This is a genomic window from Bordetella petrii, from assembly GCF_020991325.1.
GTDB lineage: Bacteria > Pseudomonadota > Gammaproteobacteria > Burkholderiales > Burkholderiaceae_B > Bordetella_A > Bordetella_A petrii_E.
In genome coordinates this window covers 1-21,796 of sequence record NZ_JAJMLX010000053.1, presented here as the reverse complement: position 1 = coordinate 21,796, position 21,796 = coordinate 1, and the positions used below count along the sequence as shown (strand labels likewise).

Annotated in this window: 18 protein-coding genes and 1 pseudogene; 14 read left to right on the top strand and 5 right to left on the bottom strand. The window is 65.7% G+C overall.

What is annotated here, in order from left to right:
* Together LPZ50_RS07950 and LPZ50_RS07945 are read left to right on the top strand one after the other, a co-directional pair.
* On the top strand, nt 1-805 hold an 805-nt coding region (locus LPZ50_RS07950), incomplete at its 5' end, for a lyase family protein (protein ID WP_268903276.1).
* The gene (locus tag LPZ50_RS07945) at nt 798-1,250 is read left to right on the top strand and encodes a carboxymuconolactone decarboxylase family protein (RefSeq protein ID WP_230659584.1); all 453 of its coding nucleotides are present in this window, start codon (nt 798-800) and stop codon (nt 1,248-1,250) included. The genes LPZ50_RS07950 and LPZ50_RS07945, both read left to right, overlap by 8 nt.
* Here LPZ50_RS07945 and pcaQ read toward each other — a convergent pair.
* A complete protein-coding gene (pcaQ, locus tag LPZ50_RS07940; protein ID WP_230659581.1) occupies nt 1,247-2,197 on the bottom strand; it encodes a pca operon transcription factor PcaQ in 951 nt (316 codons plus the stop codon). The two genes, LPZ50_RS07945 and pcaQ, sit on opposite strands and share 4 nt — an antisense overlap.
* Before the next feature lie 104 nt (nt 2,198-2,301).
* Here pcaQ and pcaH point away from each other — a divergent pair, with 104 nt between their 5' ends.
* The 8 genes from pcaH (at nt 2,302) to LPZ50_RS07900 (ending at nt 10,139) form a co-directional block, all read left to right on the top strand.
* On the top strand, nt 2,302-3,018 hold the full coding sequence (gene pcaH, locus LPZ50_RS07935) for a protocatechuate 3,4-dioxygenase subunit beta (RefSeq protein WP_230659579.1): 717 nt from the start codon (nt 2,302-2,304) through the stop codon (nt 3,016-3,018).
* Between the two features lie 3 nt (nt 3,019-3,021).
* Nucleotides 3,022-3,612 carry a protocatechuate 3,4-dioxygenase subunit alpha gene (gene pcaG / locus LPZ50_RS07930; RefSeq protein ID WP_230659576.1) on the top strand — a complete coding sequence of 197 codons (591 nt, stop codon included), beginning with the start codon at nt 3,022-3,024 and terminating at the stop codon, nt 3,610-3,612.
* Nucleotides 3,613-3,879: 267 nt separating this feature from the next.
* Nucleotides 3,880-4,896 carry a Bug family tripartite tricarboxylate transporter substrate binding protein gene (locus LPZ50_RS07925; RefSeq protein ID WP_230659573.1) on the top strand — a complete coding sequence of 339 codons (1,017 nt, stop codon included), beginning with the start codon at nt 3,880-3,882 and terminating at the stop codon, nt 4,894-4,896.
* An 84-nt stretch (nt 4,897-4,980) separates the two neighbouring features.
* Nucleotides 4,981-6,300, top strand: coding sequence for a Rieske 2Fe-2S domain-containing protein (locus tag LPZ50_RS07920; protein WP_230659570.1), 1,320 nt, complete (start codon nt 4,981-4,983; stop codon nt 6,298-6,300).
* Nucleotides 6,301-6,315: 15 nt separating this feature from the next.
* Nucleotides 6,316-7,305, top strand: coding sequence for an ABC transporter substrate-binding protein (locus LPZ50_RS07915; protein ID WP_230659567.1), 990 nt, complete (start codon nt 6,316-6,318; stop codon nt 7,303-7,305).
* 28 nt (nt 7,306-7,333) lie between these two features.
* Entirely contained in the window at nt 7,334-8,305 is a 972-nt protein-coding gene (locus tag LPZ50_RS07910) for a PDR/VanB family oxidoreductase (protein ID WP_230659562.1), read from the top strand.
* 21 nt (nt 8,306-8,326) lie between these two features.
* The gene (locus LPZ50_RS07905) at nt 8,327-9,511 is read left to right on the top strand and encodes a Gfo/Idh/MocA family protein (protein ID WP_230659560.1); all 1,185 of its coding nucleotides are present in this window, start codon (nt 8,327-8,329) and stop codon (nt 9,509-9,511) included.
* Between the two features lie 76 nt (nt 9,512-9,587).
* Nucleotides 9,588-10,139: a MarR family winged helix-turn-helix transcriptional regulator gene (locus LPZ50_RS07900; RefSeq protein ID WP_230659556.1), complete on the top strand. Its 552-nt coding sequence runs from the start codon at nt 9,588-9,590 to the stop codon at nt 10,137-10,139.
* A gap of 70 nt (nt 10,140-10,209) precedes the next feature.
* On the opposite strand, the pseudogene LPZ50_RS07895 reads toward LPZ50_RS07900, so the two are convergent.
* Nucleotides 10,210-10,938: pseudogene (locus LPZ50_RS07895) on the bottom strand (YoaK family protein); the annotation flags it as partial.
* 39 nt (nt 10,939-10,977) lie between these two features.
* Nucleotides 10,978-11,910 (bottom strand): LysR family transcriptional regulator, encoded by a 933-nt coding sequence (locus LPZ50_RS07890; RefSeq protein ID WP_230659550.1) that lies wholly within the window; start codon nt 11,908-11,910, stop codon nt 10,978-10,980.
* Between the two features lie 114 nt (nt 11,911-12,024).
* Between LPZ50_RS07890 and LPZ50_RS07885 the strand changes: the two genes are divergently transcribed.
* From LPZ50_RS07885 to LPZ50_RS07870, 4 genes are all read left to right on the top strand, one after another.
* Nucleotides 12,025-12,561, top strand: coding sequence for a thiamine pyrophosphate-binding protein (locus tag LPZ50_RS07885; protein WP_230659547.1), 537 nt, complete (start codon nt 12,025-12,027; stop codon nt 12,559-12,561).
* Nucleotides 12,561-13,154, top strand: coding sequence for a thiamine pyrophosphate-dependent enzyme (locus LPZ50_RS07880; RefSeq protein WP_230659545.1), 594 nt, complete (start codon nt 12,561-12,563; stop codon nt 13,152-13,154). Before LPZ50_RS07885 ends, LPZ50_RS07880 begins: the two co-directional genes overlap by 1 nt.
* Nucleotides 13,155-13,222: 68 nt before the next feature.
* The gene (locus tag LPZ50_RS07875; RefSeq protein WP_230659543.1) at nt 13,223-14,197 is read left to right on the top strand and encodes a Bug family tripartite tricarboxylate transporter substrate binding protein; all 975 of its coding nucleotides are present in this window, start codon (nt 13,223-13,225) and stop codon (nt 14,195-14,197) included.
* 22 nt (nt 14,198-14,219) lie between these two features.
* On the top strand, nt 14,220-15,182 hold the full coding sequence (locus LPZ50_RS07870) for a tripartite tricarboxylate transporter substrate binding protein (RefSeq protein ID WP_230659541.1): 963 nt from the start codon (nt 14,220-14,222) through the stop codon (nt 15,180-15,182).
* Nucleotides 15,183-15,187: 5 nt separating this feature from the next.
* Here LPZ50_RS07870 and LPZ50_RS07865 read toward each other — a convergent pair whose 3' ends face one another.
* Nucleotides 15,188-16,216, bottom strand: coding sequence for an endonuclease/exonuclease/phosphatase family protein (locus LPZ50_RS07865; RefSeq protein WP_230659539.1), 1,029 nt, complete (start codon nt 16,214-16,216; stop codon nt 15,188-15,190).
* A 153-nt stretch (nt 16,217-16,369) separates the two neighbouring features.
* Nucleotides 16,370-21,763, bottom strand: a complete 5,394-nt coding sequence (locus LPZ50_RS07860; RefSeq protein WP_230659536.1) for an autotransporter outer membrane beta-barrel domain-containing protein — start codon at nt 21,761-21,763, stop codon at nt 16,370-16,372.
* Nucleotides 21,764-21,796 lie beyond the last annotated feature (33 nt).

Sequence of the window (21,796 nt, the reverse complement as noted above, 5' to 3'; positions counted from 1 at the left end):
GGGCAACCGCGCCACGCTGGGCGGCCAGGCCGCCCAGGTGGAACGTGCCCTGGCCGCCGAACTGGGCCTGCGGGCCTGCGGCCATGCGTGGCACACCCAACGCGATGCCTGGATGCGCCTGGCCATGGAGGCCGCCGTGTGCGCGGGCAGCCTGGCCAAGCTGGCCCGGGACTGGTCGCTGATGTCGCAATTCGAGGTTGGCGAAATCGCCGAAGCCACGCATGGCAAGACGTCCAGCGCCATGCCGCACAAGCGCAACGCGGTGCGCTGCATGCAGGCGCTGGCCCAGGCGCAACCCGTGCCGGGACTGGCGGCCACTTTGCTCGGCAGCATGGCGCAGGCCCACGAACGCGCAATGGGCGAATGGCAGGCTGAACTGGCGGCATGGGCACCGTTGTGGCGCCACGTGCATGGCGCGGCCGCCGCCTTGCGGCTGGCCGCGCAAGGGCTGCAGGTCGACCCGGCGCGCATGCAGGCGCACATCGACGACCTGCATCAAGTCATCTTCTCGGAAGCCTGCGCCCATGCCCTGGCCCCCATCGTGGGGCCCGACGCGGCGCAGGACACCGTCGAGCGCCTGGCGCCGCAGGCGCTGGCCCGGCACCAGCCGCTGTCGGTACTATTGCAGCACTGGCTGCAAGACACCTGCGGCGCCGACCGCGCGCAGGCTGCGCAAGCGGCCTTGTCCGCGGCCATCGACCCCATGCGGGCGGTGCAGGCCTCGGCGGCCGGCTGCGCCGCATTGCTGCAAACCCTGGGCACGGCTTCGCGCCCTTCCTCCATACAGGAGTCCCGGCATGTCTGATTCACTTCCCAACGATGCACTCCAACGCGGTCTGTCCAATCGGCGCAAAGTATTGGGCGACGCATGGGTGGAACGCTCGGTGGACAATGCCAATGCGCTGAATGTCGAGTTCCAGCGCATGATCACCTGCTATGCCTGGGACGGCATCTGGAGCCGCCCGGGCCTGGACCCGCGCACGCGCCGCATCATGGTGCTGGCCATTACCGCGTCCATGGGCCGGTGGGAAGAATTTGAACTGCATGTGCGCACCGGGCTGCAGGCGCCGGCCGACGACCCGGCCGCCGCCCCGCTAGACCTGGACACCCTGCGAGAAGTGCTGCTGCAAACCGCCGTTTACGCCGGCGTGCCGGCGGGCAATACCGGCATGGCCATCGTGTTGAAGGTATTGGCGGCGCTGGACCGGGCGCCGCCGAAGGCGGATTTCTGGGCGGGCGAGCCCGGCTAGGCGGACGCAATACGGGCCTGCTCGCGTTGCAGGCCCGCCTGGCGCAGCGCATCCAGCAAGGCAACCGCCGCCGGCGATTGCGCCACATCGTTACGCCGCAGCAACCCCATGGGCTCATCCGTCCCGCGCGAGGGCACGGGCAGGTTTACCAGCACCCGATGAGCGATACGCGGCTCCACCAAACTGGACGGCACGAACCAGACCGCATCATTCTGCAACGCCAGTTCCAGGCTCAGCGACACAGAAAGACACTCGATGCGGGCCAGACCGCGCGCCAATCCCAGGGCGCTGATGATGCTTTCAGCCGACTGGCGTATCAACGTGCCCTCTGGCGGCACGATCAACGGGTAGCGCGCCATCGCCATCGGGTTGAATGCATCTTCCGCCAATAACGCATGCCCGGGCCTGACCACTACAGTCAAGGGCTCACGGAACAAGTGCTCGAAGCTCATGCCGGCCATGGCATCCGGCTCGCCCAGGCGCCCCACCGCAAACTCGATATCGGCGGCTTGCAGTCGCTCGAGTAGTTCGACATTGCGGCCGGTAAGCACCCGCAGGCTGGCCATGGGCCACGCCTGCCGGAAGGCGCGCAAGGCCGTGGGCAGCAAGACACTGGCCACGGTGGGCAAGATGCCCAGGCTTACCTTCACCGCCGCTTCGTCGTCGGCGTGGCTCAGTTGCCCGATACCATCGCGCAGGCTGTCCAGGCACCGATGAGCATAAGGCGCGAACCTGCGCCCTTCCCCGGTGAGATCCGCTCCACGCCGGCCGCGTTCGAACAAGCGCACACCCAGCAGCGATTCAAGCTCAGACAAGGTTTTGGAAACAGCCGGCTGTGTAATCGACAGCCGTTCAGCCGCGCGCTGCAGGCTGTTGGATTGCGCCACCGCCAGGAAACACTGGATATGCCGGAACTTGATGCGAGCGCCGAAAAAAGGGTTTTCCATAACTTTTTATGCAGAATCAGGCCACAAAACGTCATTTCACATAACTTTATATCCCTATTAGAGTGGCTGCTCAATCCCTGTTCAGCCAACGGAGCGCTTGCAGAATGGACGGTTCGACGCCACCCCAGCTAATCCTTGCCCCCCGCGACTGGAACTCGCACCCGCCTTATCGATACCCCGACTACAAGTCATCGGTCATACGCAGCCCGTCGCTACCCTTGATTCCCCTGGGCGACGCCCTGAAAAATCGCCGGGCGCCGGTGTATGGGGCTCAAGACCTCGGCGCGCTAGACCATGACCTGACGCGCAACGCCGCCAAGAACGGCGCGCCGCTGGGCGAACGCATCATCGTCACCGGACGGGTGCAGGATGAGGCTGGGCGCCCGATACGCAATACGCTGGTGGAAATCTGGCAGGCGAATGCCGCCGGACGCTATGTGCACAAAGGCGATCAGCACGACGCGCCGCTGGATCCGAATTTTCTTGGGGCAGGCCGCTGCCTGACTGACAACGAGGGGCACTACCGTTTTGTCACCGTCAAGCCCGGTGCCTATCCCTGGGGCAACCACGCCAACGCCTGGCGCCCCAACCATATTCACTTTTCGTTGTTCGGCGATTACTTCGGCTCGCGCCTGGTAACCCAGATGTATTTCCCCGGCGACCCACTGCTGGAGCTGGACCCCATTTTCCAGGGCACGCCCTCGCATGCTCGTGAACTTCTGGTGTCGCGCTTCTCGCTCGCGGCCACCGAAGAGGGCTACGCATTGGGATATGAGTTCGACATTGTGCTGCGCGGCCCCCGCCAGACTCCGATGGAATAAGCCATGTCTACATTGAAGCAGACGCCCTCCCAGACCGTGGGTCCATTCTTCGCGTACGGTTTGTGCCCCGAACAGTATCAGTTCGACCTCAGGAGCATTTTCACGCCAGTGCTGGCCGAACGCCATGCCGCCGGGCTGCCCATCACGATAGAAGGCCGAGTCTACGATGGCAGTGGCCAGGCGGTTAGTGACGCCGTCATCGAAATGCTGCAGGCGGACGCAACAGGCAAGGACGTGCAGTCGCCGGACGATATCAGCGCCACCGGATTCCGTGGTTTCGCGCGCGTGGGCACGGGCACCAGCCCCGAGGCCCGCTACGCGGTCGACACCATCAAGCCGGGTTCGGCCAGCGCCACCTCGGCGCCGCATATTGATGTCATCGTCATGATGCGCGGCATGCTGCTGCACGCCTACACCCGCATCTACTTCGAAGACGACGCACAGGACCACGCCCAGGATGCGGTGCTGGCCGCCGTGCCTGCCCAGCGCCGCGCCACCCTGATCGCCCGGCGGCGCGCCGATACGCGGCGCGTGGTTTACCAATTCGACATTCATCTGCAAGGGCCGCGGGAAACCGTGTTCTTCGATCTATGACCGGCGTATAAGCGCCGCCGGTCCGGCCATCGTTTCGCCAGCCCGCGCAGCCTCGCTGCGGCGGGCTTCTTGCGTTTGCGCGGCAACCACGCGCCACCGGGAAAACACCAAGCAAAGAATTCTTCTTCAGCACGGTTGTTGCGTTGAATTATTCTTAGGTCTCTAATATTATTGAATTGCACGTCGCAACAACGCTGTTTGCACAAAGCCACAAGAAAACAGGCGTTTCCATCACAGAACGTGCCCGGAAAAACTGGAGAGAGACAAATGAATAAAGATAGATCGGCATTACGGCGGCGGAGCTGTAGCATCATTCTGGCCGTGCTGTTCAACACGGCACTGGGTATCTCGACTCTGTCGCCCGCGCAAGCGGCCGAACAGGCATCTCAGTTCCCGAATCGCGCTGTCCGATTCATCGTTCCGTACGCGGCGGGCGGGCTGCCGGATACCGTGGCGCGCGTCGTGGCGCAGGGCCTGACGCAAAGCCTGGGCCAGCCTGTCGTGGTGGAAAACAAGCCGGGCGCCAACGGCGTGGTTGCCGCCCAGGCGCTGGCCAGCAGCCCGGCCGACGGCTATTCGTATCTGGTGACAGACGGGTCGATGATGTCCATCAACCCATCGTTGTACAAAGACCTGCCCTACGATCCCAAGCGCGACTTCGTGCCGGTTTCGTTGATCGCCACATCGCCGCTTTTCCTGGCCACCAGCACCAAGACCGGCATCGGCTCGCTGCAGGATTTCGTCGAGCAGGCAAAGGCCAAGCCAGGCCAATTGAACTATGGGTCGTCGGGCATCGGCAGTTCACATCATCTGACCATGGAGGCCATGAAAATCGCGTTGAAGCTGGACGTGACCCACGTGCCGTTTCGCGGATCCGGCCAGTCAGTACCGGCCCTGATCGGCAACCAGGTAGACGTGGTGTTCGCGGCGCTGCCATCCCTTTCGGGGTTCGCCGACAAGGGCCAGGCCAGGATACTGGCCACCAATGCCGGCCAGCGATCCGCCCTGGCGCCGGACATTCCCGCAATATCCGAGCTTATTCCCGGCTTCAACTTCGCCGTCACCGTCGGCGCCCTGGCCGCCACCGGCACCCCGGATTATGCGGTCCAGAAACTCAGCGCCGCGATAGCGCAGGCCGTCAAGGATCCGGCCGTCATCAAGCAGTTCAACACCCTGGGCATCGAGCCGGTGGGCGGTACGCCTGCCCAGTACGAAGCGGCCATTGACGACGAGGCACAGCGGTATCAAAGCGCGATCAAGGCGGCCGGCATCAAGGCCGACTGACGGCCCCAGGCGCGGCGAGCGGCGGAGCATTGCCGCCCGCCTTGCGCTGCCGGGTGGACGCCTCAAGTTCTGGAAGGAATGTTTATGTTGACCACTGAAGAAAACGAACTGCTGTGCCGCGTCGCTGGCGACGCGCCCATGGGCCAGCTCATGCGGCGGCACTGGATTCCCGTGTGCCTGAGCGAAGAAGTCAGCGAACCAGACTGCGATCCCGTTCAGGCGCGCGTCCTGGGCGAAGACCTGGTCGTGTTCCGCGACACCGATGGCCGAGTCGGCGTCATGGATGAGTACTGTCCGCATCGCCGCGTCTCGCTGGTGTATGGCCGCAATGAAGAATGCGGCCTGCGCTGCCTTTACCATGGCTGGAAGATGGACGTCGAAGGCACCGTCATCGAGATGGTTTCCGAGCCGGCCGCCAGCTCGATGGCCCAGAAGATCAAGCACAAGGCCTACAAGGTGCAGGAATGGGGAGGAATCATCTGGGCATATATGGGGCCGCAGGACAATGTGCCGGATTTCACTCCGCCGCCCTGGGCGCCCGCTGCCGAAACCAAGGTCAGCATCGCCAAAGTGCTGATCCCGTGCAATTGGGCGCAGGTACTGGAAGGCGCGATCGACTCGGCGCACAGTTCCAGCCTGCATTCCTCTGATTTCGTGCCCGCCCGTGTCGGCGGCGCCGAAGCCACCGACAAGAACTGGCTGCGGCCCTCTACCGACAAGGCGCCGCGCCTGCAAGTGCAGCGTACCTCGTTCGGGTTCCGCTATGCGGCGATCCGGCGGCCGATTACCAACGCGGCGCAGAACGATTATGTGCGATCCACCGTATTCGTGGCGCCCGGCACCGTGCTGATCCCGCCCAACAATCTGTACAACGTCGCCAACGTGAATGTGCCAACGGACGACACCCACACGGCGTTCTACTTCATCGCGTGGGGCGAGAAGGCCACCACGCCCGATACCGAGACCTGGCGCCGATTCCTGGGCACCAGCATCGGCATAGACCTGGACGAACGCTACCGGCCGCTGCGCAATCCGGAGAACCGCTACTGGCAGGATCGCCAGGCCATGAAGGCCGGGAACTTCACCGGCATACGCGGTTTCCCCAATCAGGATATCGCCATGTGGGTCACGATGGGGCCTCTGGCAAACCGCTCGGAAGAACGGCTGGGCGCCAGCGACCTGGCCATCGTGGAATTCCGGCGCCAGATGATCGAAGCCTTGAATGCCTTCCAGGAAGGCCAGGCCGCCATCGGTACCGGCACCCTGCGTATTCCTTCGCACGTGTGTTCATTCCAGGCCATCGTGCCCAAGACCACCGACTGGCGCGATTTCACTGCGCAGCCGGTCGGCGTGCGGATCGGCTGCGATCCAGAACTGGCCGGCAACTACCAGATCACCGCCTGAACCGGGGAGAACAAATTGGGCAAACTATCACTTTCCATCGCCATGGGCGACTACGACCGCAATCGCGCGCTGTACGACGGCGCCGTGCAGATCGACGGCGTGGCGCCCACTTACATGCTGCTCAGCCCGGAAGAAATGTTCTTCCGCGCGTTCCGCTTCCACGACTTCGACATTAGCGAACTGTCTTTCAGCAGTTACCTGGTCAAGCATGCCCGCGGCGATTGCCCGTATATCGCGTTGCCCATTTTTCTGTCGCGCGCATTTCGCCATACGTCCATCTATGTGCGCAAAGACCGCATCCGGGCGCCACAGGACCTGAAGGGCAAGCGTATCGGTGTTCCCGAGTACCAACTGACCGCCAACGTATGGGCGCGTGCGCTGTTGGACGACGATTACGGCGTCAAGCCATCGGATGTCACCTGGGTGCGCGGCGGCATCGATCAACCCGGCCGCCCCGAGAAAATCAAACTGCAACTGCCCCAGGACGTGCAGATGATCGACGCGCCGGCGGCGACGACGATATCCGATATGCTCGACCGAGGCGAGATCGAAGGCTTCATGGCGCCTCGCGCGCCATTCGGCGCGGCGCGCGCCAACCCGGACATCGGCTGGCTGTTCGACGACCCGACGGCCGTCGCCAAGGACTACTACAAGCGCACGGGCATTTTCCCCATCATGCACGTGGTGGGCGTCCGCAAGGCCCTGGCCGAACAGCATCCTTGGCTGCCCGGCGCGCTGCTGAAAGCCTTCGAGCAGTCGAAGGCGGCCGCCCTGGCCAAACTGGAAGATACCTCGGCCACGAAAGTCACCCTGCCCTTCGTGGAAGAACAACTGAAGGCCGCGCGCGAGACCATGGGCGACGACTACTGGGCCTATGGTGTCGACGCGAACCGGGCCACGCTGGAAGCATTCACTCGCCACCATCATGCCCAGGGCCTGTCTGCCCGTCATGTTGCGGTAGACGAACTGTTCCATCCCGGCACTTACGAAACCTACAAGATCTAGGGCGCATCATCCGCGCAAGGAAACCAACATGTCCGAGCCCACCCCCGGCGCAGACACATTGATGCCGCTACGTATCACCCACATTGCCGATGCCGCCGACGGTATCCGATCGTTCGAACTGCGCGCGGCCGACGGCGGCGACCTGCCCCCATTCACCCCGGGCTCGCATGTGAAAGTCCAGGTACCCAATGGCGAGCTGCGCAAGTACTCGTTGTGCAACGATGCGGCCGAACGCGACCGCTACGTCATCACCGTGAAACGCGACGCCCAGGGCCGCGGCGGCTCGATCAGCCTGGTGGACCGGGCTGCCGTGGGCGATACGCTGCCCACCGGACAGCCCGACAATGCGTTCGAACTGGTGGACAACCCCGGAAGCCTGATCTTCATCGCGGGCGGCATTGGCATCACACCCATTCTTTCCATGATCCGTTCGCTGGGCGATTTTCCCGCGGTGGGCTGGAAGCTGTACTACCTGAGCCAGACACCGGGCGCCACTGCGTTCCTGGACGAACTCGGCGCGCCCGAATTGAAGCCGCACGTACGCATCCACCACGATCACGGCGATCCCGCCCGGTCGCTGGACTTATGGCCGGTACTGGAAAAGCCCAATCGCGGCCACGTTTACTGCTGCGGTCCGCGGGGCCTGATGGAAGCGGTACGCGATATGTCGGGCCATTGGTCGGCCGGCCGCATCCACTTCGAGAGCTTCCTGGAAGGCGGGGGGACCCGCCCCGATGATCGCCCCTTTACCGTCGAACTTTCCCGTTCCGGCGAAGAATTCGCGATACCCGTGGGCAAATCCATTCTGTCGGTGCTGCTGCAAGCGGGCGTCCGCGTCAGCCATTCGTGTGAAAGCGGCACTTGCGGATCGTGCCGCACCCGCTTGCTATCCGGCACGGTCGATCATCGGGACATGGTGCTGATGCCGGACGAACAGGACGGCCAGATCATGGTGTGCGTCTCGCGCGCAAGCTGCGACAAGCTGGTACTGGACCTTTGACGCACCACCGGAGCCACAGCGATGACCTCGCCCGTACTGAATCTAGGCGTTCTTGGCCTGGGCCGCGCATTCTCGCTGATGCTGCCGTCTTTCCTGGGCGACAGCCGTGTGCGGCTGGTTGCGGCATGCGATCCTAGAGCAACGGCCCGCGCACAGTTCACGGCGGACTTCCATGCCCCGGCATACGAATCCGCCGAAGCGCTGGTGGCAAACCCCGCCGTGCAGGCGGTGTACATCGCCAGCCCGCATCAGTATCACGCGGAACATACGCGGCTGGCGGCCGCGCACGGCAAACACGTGCTTGTCGAGAAGCCCATGGCGCTAAGCCTGCCTGAGTGCGACGCCATGATCGCCGCTTGCGCGGCGGCTTCGGTGCACCTGGTGATCGGCCACTGCCACAGCTTCGATACGCCCTATCTGGCGTGCCGCGAGCGTATCGTCCAAGGCGAGTTCGGAGCAGTGAGGATGGTGCATGCGCTTAACTACACCGACTACCTGTTCCGCCCGCGCCGCCCGGAAGAACTGGCTACGCGCGAGGGCGGCGGCGCAGTGTTCAGCCAGGCCGCGCACCAGGTGGATATCGTGCGCATGCTGGTGGGCCGGCGCCCCACCCGGTTGCGCTGCGCGCTGGGTAACTGGGATCCCGCCCGTCCCACCGAAGGCGCCTATAGTGCGTTGCTCTGGTTCGAGGGCGGGGCATACGCCGCGCTGAACTACAACGGCTACGCGCATTTCGATTCCGACGAATGGATGGGATGGATAGGCGAAATGGGCCATGCCAAGGACCCCGGCAATTACGGCGGCGCGCGCCGGAAGCTGGCAGGCATGGCAAGCCAGCAAGAGGAAATTTCCCTGAAAGCGGCTTCGACCTATGGCGGCCCGCACTACGTTCCGCCGTCGGCCGCCGGGATTCCCCGCGCCCTGCACCAGCACTTCGGGCCCATTGTGGTGTCCTGCGAGCAGGCCGACCTGCGGCCGCTACCGACGGGGATCCTGGTGTATGGCCACGAGCGCCAGGACTTCCTGCCACTGCCGCCGCCGCCTGCGCCGCGCCTGGAGGTCGTCGGAGAACTTCACGATGCGGTTTTCCGGGATCGCGCCCCATTGCATGACGGGCACTGGGCCAAGGCAACCCTGGAGATATGCCTGGGAATGCTCGAGTCGCACCAAACCGCCACCGACGTGCACTTCCTGCACCAGCCCTAGCCATGGCCTCGGCTGGGGCCTATACACTTTGCGGTATATTTTCCACGACGCCCGAACCCCCTCACGTTGCCCGCGCATGAGCTCCAAAGAAACCAGTAAAGTCCTTGCCCATTGGCGCGAAGCCGTCCCCGATGACCGCCTGGCACACTTGATCAAGGACGCAACCCGGGCCTTGGTTCGAGGGCTGCAGATGCGCCTGTCCGAGCACAATGTCTCCTTCGGCCACTGGGCTTTCCTGCGTATCCTCTGGGAACAGGACGGCCTGACGCAGCGCGAACTGAGCGAACAGGCTGGCGTGATGGAACCCACGACCTACGCCGCAATGAAGGCAATGGAATCGCTGGGATATATCGAGCGCAGGCATTTACCCGGCAACAACAAGAACGTCCATGTCTTTCTTACCCGCAGCGGCCGGGCACTGAAGAAGAAACTCATTCCGCTGGCGGAAGAGGTCAATGCGATCGGCACTCATGGCGTCACCCGATCCGACATCAAGACCACGCGCAAAGTGCTGCTGGCCATTATCGCCAACCTGGCCGACGATGAGGCCTCGTTAGAGAACTCCGACAGGCGGGTGCTTTCCACCCGCGAGCTGTCCAGGCGCATCAACGAACCCACAGAAAACTGACGCGCTCTTGCGGCGCAAGGCGCTTAGCATGCGCGGCGGCTTATTTTCCCAGGGCGCGCACGGCCAGGCGGCGCATGTCGTCCAGCATGGGCATCAAGGCCAGCGCAAGCAGAAGCAGGGCCAGCGGCACCGTGGTGATGAACCCCACCCACGCAAAGGCGAAGGCGCCCGCCACGCCGCCCACGAAAAACAGGCTGACCAGCGCGCCCAGCACCCGCAGCTTCTGGCGGTCGGCCACCACCTGGGGCTGGCCGGTGGCCCATGCGTTCCAGTAGCACAGCTTGCCCAGTTCGATGCCGATGTCCGTCACCATGCCGGTGATATGCGTGGTGCGGATCTCGGCGCGCGATATCTTGGTAATGATGGCGTTCTGCAAGCCCATGATGAAGCACAGCAGCGTCACCGTGGCAGGCACGTACAGCCACATATGGTGCTCGACCCGGCCGCCCAGCAGGCCGAACAGCAGCAACAGCACCGCCTCGAGGGACAGCGGCAAGGCGTACTCGCTGGCCAATTGCGTGCGCCGGGCGAAGTTCACCAACAGCGCCGCCATCGCGGCTCCGGCCATGAACGCCAGCAGCGCGGCCAGGCCCTGCAGCACCACCACGAGGCTGCCCAGCGCCAGGTGGTCGGCCATGGACGACACGATGCCGGACATGTGCGAGGTGTATTGCGCCACCGCCAGGAAACCGCCCGCATTGACGGCGCCGGCCACGAACACGAGAAAGTACGCCAGTTGCCGATTGGCATGCGGCGTACGTTCAACCGACGTCAGTTTGCGTAGATACGGGGTGACCACTTCGTCGATGACGCAGAAGAATGCGGATAAGGCGGGATTTTACGCCTCCAGCCAGCGCCCCTGCACCCAGGCTCCCGATGCCACCGCTTGCCGGGCCTGGTCGACCAGCAGGTCTACCGTGCAGCGCACGGCGCGCGTGGTGGGCCGGTTCGCGGGCAGCGCCAGCACGATCGTACGCGTGATGCCCGGGTCGGCCAGCGGAGCGCCTTCCAGTTTGCGGTGACGCAGGTCATCGGCCACGGCGATCGGCGGCAATATGGTCAGCCCATGGCCGCCCAGGACCAGGCTGCGCTGCACGCTCAGCGCATTGGTTTCCACCGAAACGTCCAGGGTGACATGGGCCACGGCGCAGGCGTGCTCCACTAGCGTGCGTATGCCATGCGGCGCGCTGGGCAGCACCAGCTTCTGGCCGGCCAGGTCCGCCAGCGACACGGGCTTGCCGGGCCGCAGCCGGCTGCCCACGGGGCCGATCACCCACAGGGGTTCCTCGATCAGTGGCACGGACTGCAGATCGGGCGACCGTTCCGCGCCATACAGCAAGGCGGCATCCACTTCGCCCGCGGCCAGCCAGCGCTGCAGGGTGCCCGCATACCCCATGGCGATGCGCACCCGTATGCCTGGATACGCGGCCGCCACGGCGCGAGCCAGGGGGCTGGACAGCATGTCGATGCTGCTGGGCAGCAGGCCCAGGGTGACCAGGCCCGTGACCCCCTGCCCCATGCCCCCTATCTCGACCCGGGCACGGTCCAGTTCCAGCAGGGCGCGGCGCGCGTAATCCACCAGCACCTGCCCCGCCTCGGTCAGCACCATGCCGCGGCGTTCGCGTTCGAACAAGGGCGCGCCCACGTCTTCTTCCAGCAGGCGGATCTGGCGCGACACGGCGGGTTGAACCAGGTTCAGCACCTCGGCCGCGCGGGTCACGTTGCCGGTATCGGCCACGGTCAGGAATGCGCGAAGCTGCTTCAAGTCCATCTTGCTATGCCTCGATCAGGAAGTCTGATTGTTCCATGCGAATTTTCTATTTTAAATACAGCTTGATCACATTTTATGATTTCTACGTCTGTGAACCTACCCTGGTGTCCATCCATGAACTCACCCTCCACAGCGCCCCCGGCCTGGCAGGAAGCCATTTTCGACGTTCTCAAGCATGGCGGCGTGCGGCAGATTGCCTATGTGCCCGACGCGGGCCATTCGCACCTGATCCGCAGCGCCATTGCCGACCCTGATATCCAGGACATCGTGCTGACCACCGAGGAAGAGGGGGTGGCCCTGGCCAGCGGCGCGTGGCTGGGCGGCCAGCGCGCGGTGCTGCTGATGCAAAGCAGCGGCGTGGGCAACTGCGTGAACATGTTCTCGCTGCTGCAGGCGGCGGATTTCCCTTTCTTCACCCTGGTGACGATGCGGGGCGAATACGCCGAGTTCAATCCCTGGCAAGGCCCGATGGGCAAGAACACCCAGGCCGCGCTGGAACTGATGGGCATCCATGTCCTGCGCGTGTCGCACCCCGACGAGGCCGGGGAAATCGTCAGCGCGGGTTTCGACGCGGCCTTCGAAGCCGGCGAGAAAGTTGCCGTGCTGCTGGGCCAGAACCTGATCGGCCGCAAGAAGTGGGAGCGCAGATAATGAATCAAGCAACGCAGCGGCGCGCCAGCCGCCGTGAATTCGTGGCCCGGCTGCTGGCCGGCACGCCGGACGCGCTGGTCATTACCGGCCTGGGGTCGGCATCGTACGACGTCTATGCCGCCGGCGACCGCGACCAGAACTATTACCTGTGGGGAGCCATGGGCGGCGCAGCCGCCATGGGCCTGGGCCTGGCCCTGGCACAGCCCGGCAAGCCGGTGGTGGTGATCACGGGCGACGGCGAACAGCTGATGGGCATAGGCAGCCTGGCCACGATTGCCGCCAAGCAGCCCGCCAACCTGACCATTGTGGTGCTGGACAATGGCCACTTCGGCGAAACCGGCATGCAGCGCAGCCATTCCAGCCTGGGCACCGACCTGGTCGCGGTGGCCAAGGGCTTCGGGATCGCCGATGCATTTTCCACCGACAGCATCGAGGGCTGCGAGGCGGTGGCCCGCCGCATCCAGGCGCGCGGCGGCCTGGCGTTCGTGCAGGTGTTCATCGAATCCAACGAACCGCCGCGCGCATTGCCGCCGCGCGACGGCCCATACATCAAGAACCGGTTCCGTACCGCGCTGGGGCTGAAACCGTTCTGATTTCCCCGCCCTGACACGGCGCTACCCACAAGAGCATCGCCACGATGCCTGTACACGGAGACAACACCATGACGCCTACCCGACGCCGATTGCGGCGCGCGCTGGCCGCGACCGCGGCCACCCTGGCCATCGCCTCGCCCGCCCTGGCCGCCTACCCGGAACAGCCCGTCAAGTTGATCGTGCCCTGGCCGCCGGGCGGCTCGGGTGACGCGGTGGGCCGGCAAGTGGCCGACGCCTTGTCGGCCGGCCTGGGGCAGACGGTGTATGTGGAGAACCAGGCGGGGGCATCGGGCACCATCGGCGCGGCCACCATGGTACGGTCCCAGCCCGATGGCTACACCCTGTACCTGGCCAGCAGCTCCAGCAATTCGGCCGCGCCCGCCCTGCTGCCCAGGCTGCCTTACGACCCGGTGCGGGATTTCACGCCCATCACCCTGACGGCCGTGGTGCCCAGCGTGCTGATCGTGTCCGCCAGATCACCATACCACTCGGTGCAGCAGTTGGTGGACGCGGCCAAGGCCAAGCCCGGCAGCATGAGCTACGGATCGGGCGGCGTGGGCAATTCCGGGCATCTGTCGGCCGCGCTGTTCGCCGCCACCACGGGCATCCAGGCCATGCATGTGCCCTACAAAGGCAACGCGCCCGCCACGGTGGACCTGCTGGGCGGGCAGATCAACTTCATGTTCGACAACAATCCGGTGGCGCTGGTGCAGGGAGGCAAGGCGCGCGCCCTGGCCACCACCGGCGACAAGCGCAGCGTGGTGCTGCCCGATGTGCCCACCTTCAAGGAACTGGGCTTTCCCAAGGTACACCTGCAAACCTGGTTCGGCCTGGCGGCTCCGAAAGGCACTCCGGCCGCGGTGGTCGACAAGATATACACCGCGCTGGAAACGGGCTTGAAGAAGACGGATGCCGACCAGCGCCTGGCCGGGCTGGGCGTGCAGGTGCAGACGCAGCCGCCCGCGGAATTCCAGGCTTTCTGGAAAGAAGAACTGGACCGCTATGGCGAGCTTATCAAGCTCAGCGGCGCCAAAGTGCAGTAGCCCATAACAAAGGAGACACCCGGTGAAAAAGACATTGCTCGCGGCGATGGCGGCTGGCGCAGCCCTGCTTCCCTACTCGGCCCAGGCGGCCTGGCCGAACGACAAACCTATCGAACTGGTGGTGGGCTTCGCCCCGGGAGGAGGCACCGATGTCATGGCGCGCAACCTGGCGCGTTTCATGGAAAAGCGCCTGGGGGAATCGGCGCGCATCGTGGTGGTGAACAAACCGGGGTCGGGCGGGGAAATCGCGGCCAACTATGTGCAGCATGCTCCACCCGACGGGTACACGCTGGGCATGATCAATGTGCCCGGCTACGTCTTCCTGCCCATGTACCGCAAGACTTCGTACCAGCCTGAGAACATCCGCCTGATCGCGCGCATTGTCGACGACCCCGCCATGCTGGTGGGCAACCGCGGGGCGAACACCCCCACCACCATGCAGGACTTCATCGCCGCGGCCAAGAAGGCGCCCGGCAGCCTGTCTGTGGGACATTCGGGCGAAGGCACCACCGGGCATATCGGCATGCTGGAACTGGGCCGGCAAGCGGGGTTCGAGTTCACATCCATTCCGTACAAGGGCAACGGCGAGGCCAAGGCCGCGCTGCTGGGCAAGCACCTGGACTACGTCATGATGACCACTGGCGAGGCGCTCGAGCTAGGGCAGCCCGGGTCGCAACTGGTGGGCGTGGCCCTGTGGGCGCCCAAGCGCGCGGCCAATAATGTGCCCACGCTGGCGGAACAAGGTTACGACCTGCGCATTTCCTCGGAACGCGGCATCGGCGGGCCGGGAGGCCTGCCCGACGACATCGCCAGGCGCGTGCAGGATGCAGTGGAACAGACCATGAAGGATCCGGGCTTCCTGGAAGCCGGCAAGGCCGATGCGCCAGTGCTGGCCTTCCTGCCCGGAGCGCAATGGGAACAGGAACTGGCCAAACTGCGCGAACGCCTGAAGCCGTTGATCGGGCTGATGGGGTCTGGGAAGTAAGCTGCCTAAGCGCCAGCCTCTACCAATATCACCGACACTGGATAGTGGTCGCTGAACCCGTCCCGATTGATGTTCCGGGACGCGTTCCCCCTGGGCAGCCCGAAGCGTATCGGTTCAGGCGTGGCCACGCTTTTCGACACCTGCTCGGGAAAGGCCTCGATGCGCGCGGTATCCACCTGGGCAGCCAGCGGAGCGCGCGACAGCAGCAGGCCGCGCGACACCAGGATCTGGTCGAACAGGTTGGCGTCTCCCTGGTAATAAATGGTGCCGTCGACCACACGGTGCTTGCCGGCGACATCCACCAGTTCCTGCGCCAGGTAGCGCCAGCTCAGGTTATACAGTTTGGCGCTGCGGGCCCGCAGCACGTCCGAGTGTTCGCGCGTCGCCCCCGCGTGGATGGTCAGCGACGCGTCGAAGGGGTCGTCGTTGAAATCGCCCATCACGATCAGCGCCACGTCTTCGCCTTTTTCTTCGCGGATGCGCTCGTGCCAGTAGCCTACCGTTTCGCCGGCCGTCATGCGAAAGCCCCGGCTCAGCTCGGCGCCGCCGCTGCGCGACGGCCAGTGGTTGGCCATGGCGACCAGTTCGGCTCCGGCCTTGGTCACGAAGGTGGCCTGGGTAATGTCGCGGGTGCCCGTGCGCCGCAGCACGGCATGGTGGAACAGGTCTTTGGCCTTGAACCGCCGGCTGTCGTACAGGAAGGCGGTATCGATTCCGCGCCGGTCGCGCTTGGCGTCGGCATGGATGGTCTTGTACTGGCGATCGGGCAGCAGCGCGGCCACCACCTCGATCAAGGCGTCCAGCACGAACTTGTTCTCGATTTCGCAGACGCCCAGGAGGTCCGGCCCCGCCCCTTCATTCATGCGCGAAATCACGGACGCCAGCTGGGCCAGCTTGCGTGCAAACAGCGCATCCGTCCAGCCCTTCAGTTCCGATGCGACGGCGCTGGCAATCCAGGGTTCGCGGTCGGGATACGATTCCGGCGCGAACAGGTTCTCCAGATTCCAGAATGCCGCGTGGTAGCGTGCCGCCATGTTGCCTCCCCAGCCTTGCTTCGCCGTCCATGGCCGATCCGATGGACACGGGAAACGTTTAGCCGAGGGGTATGACGCGGGCGTGACACGCCATTGATGCACATTGATACCTGCTTGCCCGGCCGGTGAGACAACGGCCGGGCAAGCCGCCCATCAGAACGGCACCATAACCTTCAACGAACCGCGGTGGCTTTGCGTCCTGGACGCGAACTCGCCGTCGTACTGCAGGCGGAAATCGATGCCGCCCGCGTTCGATACTTGCAGGCCCGCCCCCAGGCGGCCGATGACGTTGTCCATGGGCAGCGAGGTCTCGAACGAACCCGTGCCCGCGGGCGCGCCTTGCAGGCGGGATTTCACCGTGTATTCGTCCTTGGACAGCAGCGTCACGCCGCCGTACAGGTAGGGCCGCATGATGGCGCCGTTGTCCAGCGGCACCTTGCCGCCGAACTCCAGCGTGGGCGACAGGCCCATGACAAACTGGTTGCTGCTTTCCACGTCCAGGTGCATGGCGTTGCCCGATTCGGAATAACTGGGCGAACGGGTATACAGCGCGTCCACGTCCACGAAGGGCTTCAGGTAGTACTGCGACGACGCGAAGGTGCGCGCCACCCGCAGCCGCAGCCCGGCGCCGTACACGTCCACGTCAGAATTCGCCCGGCTTTCCAGGCCCGGAATGCGGATGCTGCGGCCGATGTCGTACTGGCCGTAGCCGCCGCCCAGCGCCGCCGAGAAGGTCCAGGGCCCGGCCTCGCGCTTGACGACCACGCCGGCGTAGCCGCTGTCGCCGTCGCCGCTGACGCGGCCATCGTCGCCGCGCATGCGGGTGTTTTCATACGCCACCGACCCGCCCACGAACCAGCCCGGGCTCACTTGCCGCTGACCGCCAAACTGGTAGGTAACCCCGTCGAACGAGAAGCCCGACACGCCGCCGCCGCTGTCCTGGTTGGTATTGACGCCGGACACCTGGCCCCACAAGCAATCTTGCTCGCCGGTCAGCGCATCGATGCCCTGGAACGCCGGGCACGACATCATGCCGCCGGCAAAGCGCGCCATGCCCACTTGCATTTGTGCCGCCGGGGCCACGGCCACGCCCGGCGACAAGTCTGAAAGCTGGCTGGAATAGGCGTCCGCGCCCTGGCGCGACGCCATGTCCAGCGCGGCGAACAGCGGCGCCATGGCGCTGTTGCCGCCCAGGTCCCAGCCGCTTTGCACGTGGCCGGCCACGGAACGCGGATTGGAAGACAGGTTCATCGACGGCGCGGCGAAATCCGCGCTGGCCGGGCGGACGCGAATGTCCTTGCCGTCCAGCCTGGCCTCGTAGTCGACCACCGGGCTGTCGGCGGCGCGCGGCGTGCCCTGGATACCGCCTTCCAGCGTGGCCACGGTAACTTCGCGGTTGGGCAGCAGGGTGATGGGTTGCGCGTTCACCTGGCCGTCCAGGCGCGTGTCGCCCTGCACCACCATGCGCGGCGATTTCAGGTTTTCGAAATCCACATCGGCTTGCAGAAAACCGCCGGACCGCAGGTTGAAATCGCCGGTGACGGTAAGCGTGTCGAACGCGCCCGACTTGCCGATGGCCACCACGCCGGCGTTGTCGATGTGGGCCTGGTACAGCGTGGCATCGCTCAGCGTGCCGCTGGCGGCGTTGTTCACATCGCAGGCAACGCCGCCGGCGCCGTCGTCGCATTCGATGTTGCCGCGGATTGTGCCGGCGTTGTTCACCGCAAGTTTGGCCGTGCTGGCCGCCACGCGGGCAAGCGAGGCGCCGGTTCCGGTCAAGGAGGCGCCGTCGTAGCGCACGGCCGAGCCGCCGTCGGCCCCCACGGATACGCTGCTACCGCTGCTCACGTTCAGCACGTTCTGCTGATTGCTGGCCACCCACACGCCATGGGCATCCGACCCGGTGCCGCCGGTAACCGTGCCATTGACGTTCACCGTGACGACACCGTCTCCTTGCGGGCCCTGGCTTTGGGCAAAAATGCCTGTCGAGCCCGCGCCGAGCGCGTTGATGGTTCCCGCCTGCGTCACCGTAACGTCTTTGCCGTAGCCCGTGCCGCCCGTGGGCGCCGTGCTGCCGGCGAAGCCGCTGTCGGTGCTGCCTCCCAGGCCGCCGCCACCGCCGATGGATTGAGCCACGACACCGAAGGCGTTGGCTCCGTAGGTGGTGATCGCGCCGTTGGTATTGACCTGGACGACGCCGCCGTCGCCGCTGCCGCCAACCTCGCTGCCATCCACCGAGGCGGCGTTCCAGTAGTCGGCGCCCAACTGTATGCCGATGGACGTGTCGCCGGCAATGCCGCCACCGCCCCCGATGGATTGAGCAATGATGGCATGGGAACCCGCGCCATGAGTCGTCACCTGGCTGCCCGCATTCAGGCCCAGCGTCAACGTCCCGCCATTGCCGGCCGCGCCGCCGCGCCCGCCCAGCGCGACGCTGGTCAGGTTGCCGGCGGGTCCCGCGCCGCCCACGCCGCCGCCGCCGCCTATGGTCTGGGCCAGTATGCCGTATGAGCGATCGCCGTAAGTCGTGCTGCTGGTGCCCAAGGTCACGTCGATGGTGCCGCCATCGCCCGCCGCGCCGCCCCGGCCGCCCACCGACACCGAAACGGCGTGGCTGTCTTCTTCCAGCAGCTTCGAGGCACTGTTGCCCGCGCCTCCGATGCCGCCGCCGCCGCCGATGGATTGCATGGCCAGGGCGGCGGATTCATCGCCGTGCGTCGAGGCCGTCAGCCAGCCCGCGGTGTTGCCGTTGATCGTCTGGATGGCGCCGCCGTTGCCGCCCGCGCCGCCGGTGCCGCCGTGCGAACCGCCTACCGTCAGGGTGCCAGTGGCCTGGTCCGAGCCGTCGCCGCCCAGGCCGCCGCCGCCGCCCACGCTTTGCAGCAAGGCGGCGTAGGCATGATAGCCCTGCGTGCTGATGTTGTTGTTGTGCGAGCCATCGAAGTAGAAATCGACATTGCCGCCGTTCCCGGCGGCACCGCCTTGGCCGCCCAGGCCGATGAGCATGTTGGCCTTCACCTTGCTGCCCGACGCCGTGGATGACCCGCCCGCGCCGCCGCCGCCGCCGATGGACTGCGCGACCAGGCCGTCGGCCCAATCGCCGCTGGTGGCGATCTGCCCCACGAAGGTCACATCCACTTCGCCGCCGTTGCCGCCGGTGCCGCCATGCCCGCCCAGGTCCACGCCGAACTGATACGTGCTTCCCGTATCGTCGAGCCGCTGCTTGTTGTCGTTGTAGATGCCGATGCGATCCAGGATGGAATGCGACGAGGCATCGGCGCCCAGCGACCCTCCCAGCCCGCCGCCGCCGCCTATCGATTGCAGCAGTACGCCGTCGGCATCGCCGCCTTCGGTTCGAATGGCGCCCTGCAGGGTGGCGCTGACCTTGCCGCCCTGGCTGCCCGAGCCGCCGTGCGCGCCCAGGCCCAATTGCAGGCGGCCCGACGGTTCGTCTTCCACCCCTGCCGACACGCTCAAGGTGCCGCCCTGCGACGTGCCGCCGCCCCCGCCTATGGACTGGGCCACGATCCCGCGCGAACCCGAACCCAGGGTGCGGATAACGAAATTGGGGTTCAGCGTGACATTGACGTTGCCCCCCGTTCCTCCCGATCCGCCGGTTCCGCCCAGGCCGATGGTCATCTTGACATTGGCGGGGCCGCCATGGGTGTATGCGTCGCTGCTGCCCACGCCGCCATTGCCGCCCCCGCCGCCTATCGATTGCGCCAGCACACCGTTGGCGAAATCGCCGTAGGTAACAATGCTGGACTGATGGGGAACGCTGGTGGTGGGGGGCAACAGCAGCGGATCCGGCAAGGCTGCATAGGCGCTATTGCTATCACCCAGCGCAATATTCACGGTGCCGCCATTGCCGGCGGCTCCCCCTGCTCCGCCCAGGGACATGCCCAGCTCGGCCGATATGGTGGTCTCGTCACCCATTATGGTGGACAGCGCCGACGAATCGCCGCCATTGCCGCCGCCGCCGCCAATGGATTGCGCCACCACGGCGTGCGACCCATCGCCCAGGGTTCCGACGGTTGAACCGTTTTCCAGTATTACTTCGGTCACGCAACTGGTATCGCCCGCCGGGCAGGCATCGCCGCCCGTGCCGCCGCTGCCGCCCATGGTTGCCTGGAAATTGAACGCCAGGGACTCCCCTTCGCCGGTGGGCACCGCCAGGACCATGTCGCTGGCACTGGAACTGCCGCCGTTGCCACCGCCTCCGCCTATGCTTTGAGCCAGAACGCCGAATGAATCATCCGGCGCGTAGGTTGCAGGGTCGATATCGGGGCTGGCGTAATCCATCCCGGTGGCGATATGGGAACCGCTGAGATTGACGATGGACGAATAGCCGGTGTTGCCGTCGCCTCCGCTGCCGCCCACCACCACCGATGCGTTGAACCCTATGGTCGCGTTGTAGTAGTTGGCATCGCCGCCGTTGCCGCCGCCTCCGCCGATCGACTGCGCCAGGATGCCGGTGGAATGCGCCCCGCCGGTACTGATATAAAGATTGCTGTAGCCCACCTTGGCCTCGCCGGACTTGCCGCCGCCACCGCCGGCCCCGCCCAGTTGCAGGGCCGCGAACGACGCCACGCTGACATTCGTGACGCTGCCCCCATTGCCCCCGCCGCCGCCAATACTCTGGGCGACGATGCCGGGCGCGTAATCGCCATGGGTGGTGATGTGCGATGTCGAGTACGAAGCCCAGCTGTTGTCGCAACCACCGTGGTTGCTCATGCACACCGAACCGCCGTCGCCGCCGCCGGCGGCGCTGCCGCCGATGGCAACCGATACGCCCGCCGACAGGGTGAACGTGTCGCCGCCGTTGCCGCCTCCGCCGCCGATGGACTGCGCCAGCACGCCCGGGCTGAACTGGCCCGAGGTATTGATGTTGCCCAGATCGTTGAAGATCACATTGCCGCCGGTGCCGCCGCCCGACCCGCTGCCGCCCACGCCAACCACGCCTTTGCTGTCACCGCCGCTGCCGCCGCCGCCGCCGATGGACTGTGCCACGATGCCGATGGCCGCGTTGCCCGTCGTGGTAATGGTTCCGGTATTGCCCATGACCAGATCGCCACCGGCGGAACCGGTGGAACCCGCCGAATCGCCTCCCACGCTGACCAGGCCCGTGGCGCTGCCCGACGCGCCGCCGCCGCCGCCGATGGACTGGCCCACTATGCCGTGCGCGCTGTAGCCCGATGTGGTGATGGAACCCGAATTGTTCATGGTTACCAGGTTGGCCGTGCCGCCGCCCGCCCCATCGCCCCCCAGGGCCACCGCGGCCGAAGTGTCCGCGCCGCCCGCGCCGCCGCTGCCCGCGATGGACTGGCCCAGCACGCCATACGCATGGTCGCCTGTGGTCGTGACAGAGCCCGCGGTTGTCGTGGTGACCGAACCTGCATCGCCACCATTGCCGCCGTTGCCGCCCTGGCCTCCCAGCACGGCAACGAAGTCGCTGCCGGTACCGCCGCCGCCGCCGATGGACTGGGCAATGATGCCGGAGGAATACATGCCGGACGTCGAGATGGTGCTGTTGCCTTGCGTCGTCACGGTAACGGCGCTGGCGGCCCCGCCAAACCCCCC

Coding starts and splice junctions, on each gene's coding strand:
- LPZ50_RS07880 (WP_230659545.1), top strand. CDS start 12,561: ATGAATCAAGCAACGCAGCGGCGCGCCAGCCGCCGTGAATTCGTGGCC.
- LPZ50_RS07865 (WP_230659539.1), bottom strand. CDS start 16,216: ATGGCGGCACGCTACCACGCGGCATTCTGGAATCTGGAGAACCTGTTC.
- LPZ50_RS07920 (WP_230659570.1), top strand. CDS start 4,981: ATGTTGACCACTGAAGAAAACGAACTGCTGTGCCGCGTCGCTGGCGAC.
- LPZ50_RS07910 (WP_230659562.1), top strand. CDS start 7,334: ATGTCCGAGCCCACCCCCGGCGCAGACACATTGATGCCGCTACGTATC.
- pcaG (WP_230659576.1), top strand. CDS start 3,022: ATGTCTACATTGAAGCAGACGCCCTCCCAGACCGTGGGTCCATTCTTC.
- pcaH (WP_230659579.1), top strand. CDS start 2,302: ATGGACGGTTCGACGCCACCCCAGCTAATCCTTGCCCCCCGCGACTGG.
- LPZ50_RS07900 (WP_230659556.1), top strand. CDS start 9,588: ATGAGCTCCAAAGAAACCAGTAAAGTCCTTGCCCATTGGCGCGAAGCC.
- LPZ50_RS07890 (WP_230659550.1), bottom strand. CDS start 11,910: ATGGACTTGAAGCAGCTTCGCGCATTCCTGACCGTGGCCGATACCGGC.
- pcaQ (WP_230659581.1), bottom strand. CDS start 2,197: ATGGAAAACCCTTTTTTCGGCGCTCGCATCAAGTTCCGGCATATCCAG.
- LPZ50_RS07925 (WP_230659573.1), top strand. CDS start 3,880: ATGAATAAAGATAGATCGGCATTACGGCGGCGGAGCTGTAGCATCATT.
- LPZ50_RS07905 (WP_230659560.1), top strand. CDS start 8,327: ATGACCTCGCCCGTACTGAATCTAGGCGTTCTTGGCCTGGGCCGCGCA.
- LPZ50_RS07945 (WP_230659584.1), top strand. CDS start 798: ATGTCTGATTCACTTCCCAACGATGCACTCCAACGCGGTCTGTCCAAT.
- LPZ50_RS07885 (WP_230659547.1), top strand. CDS start 12,025: ATGAACTCACCCTCCACAGCGCCCCCGGCCTGGCAGGAAGCCATTTTC.
- LPZ50_RS07875 (WP_230659543.1), top strand. CDS start 13,223: ATGACGCCTACCCGACGCCGATTGCGGCGCGCGCTGGCCGCGACCGCG.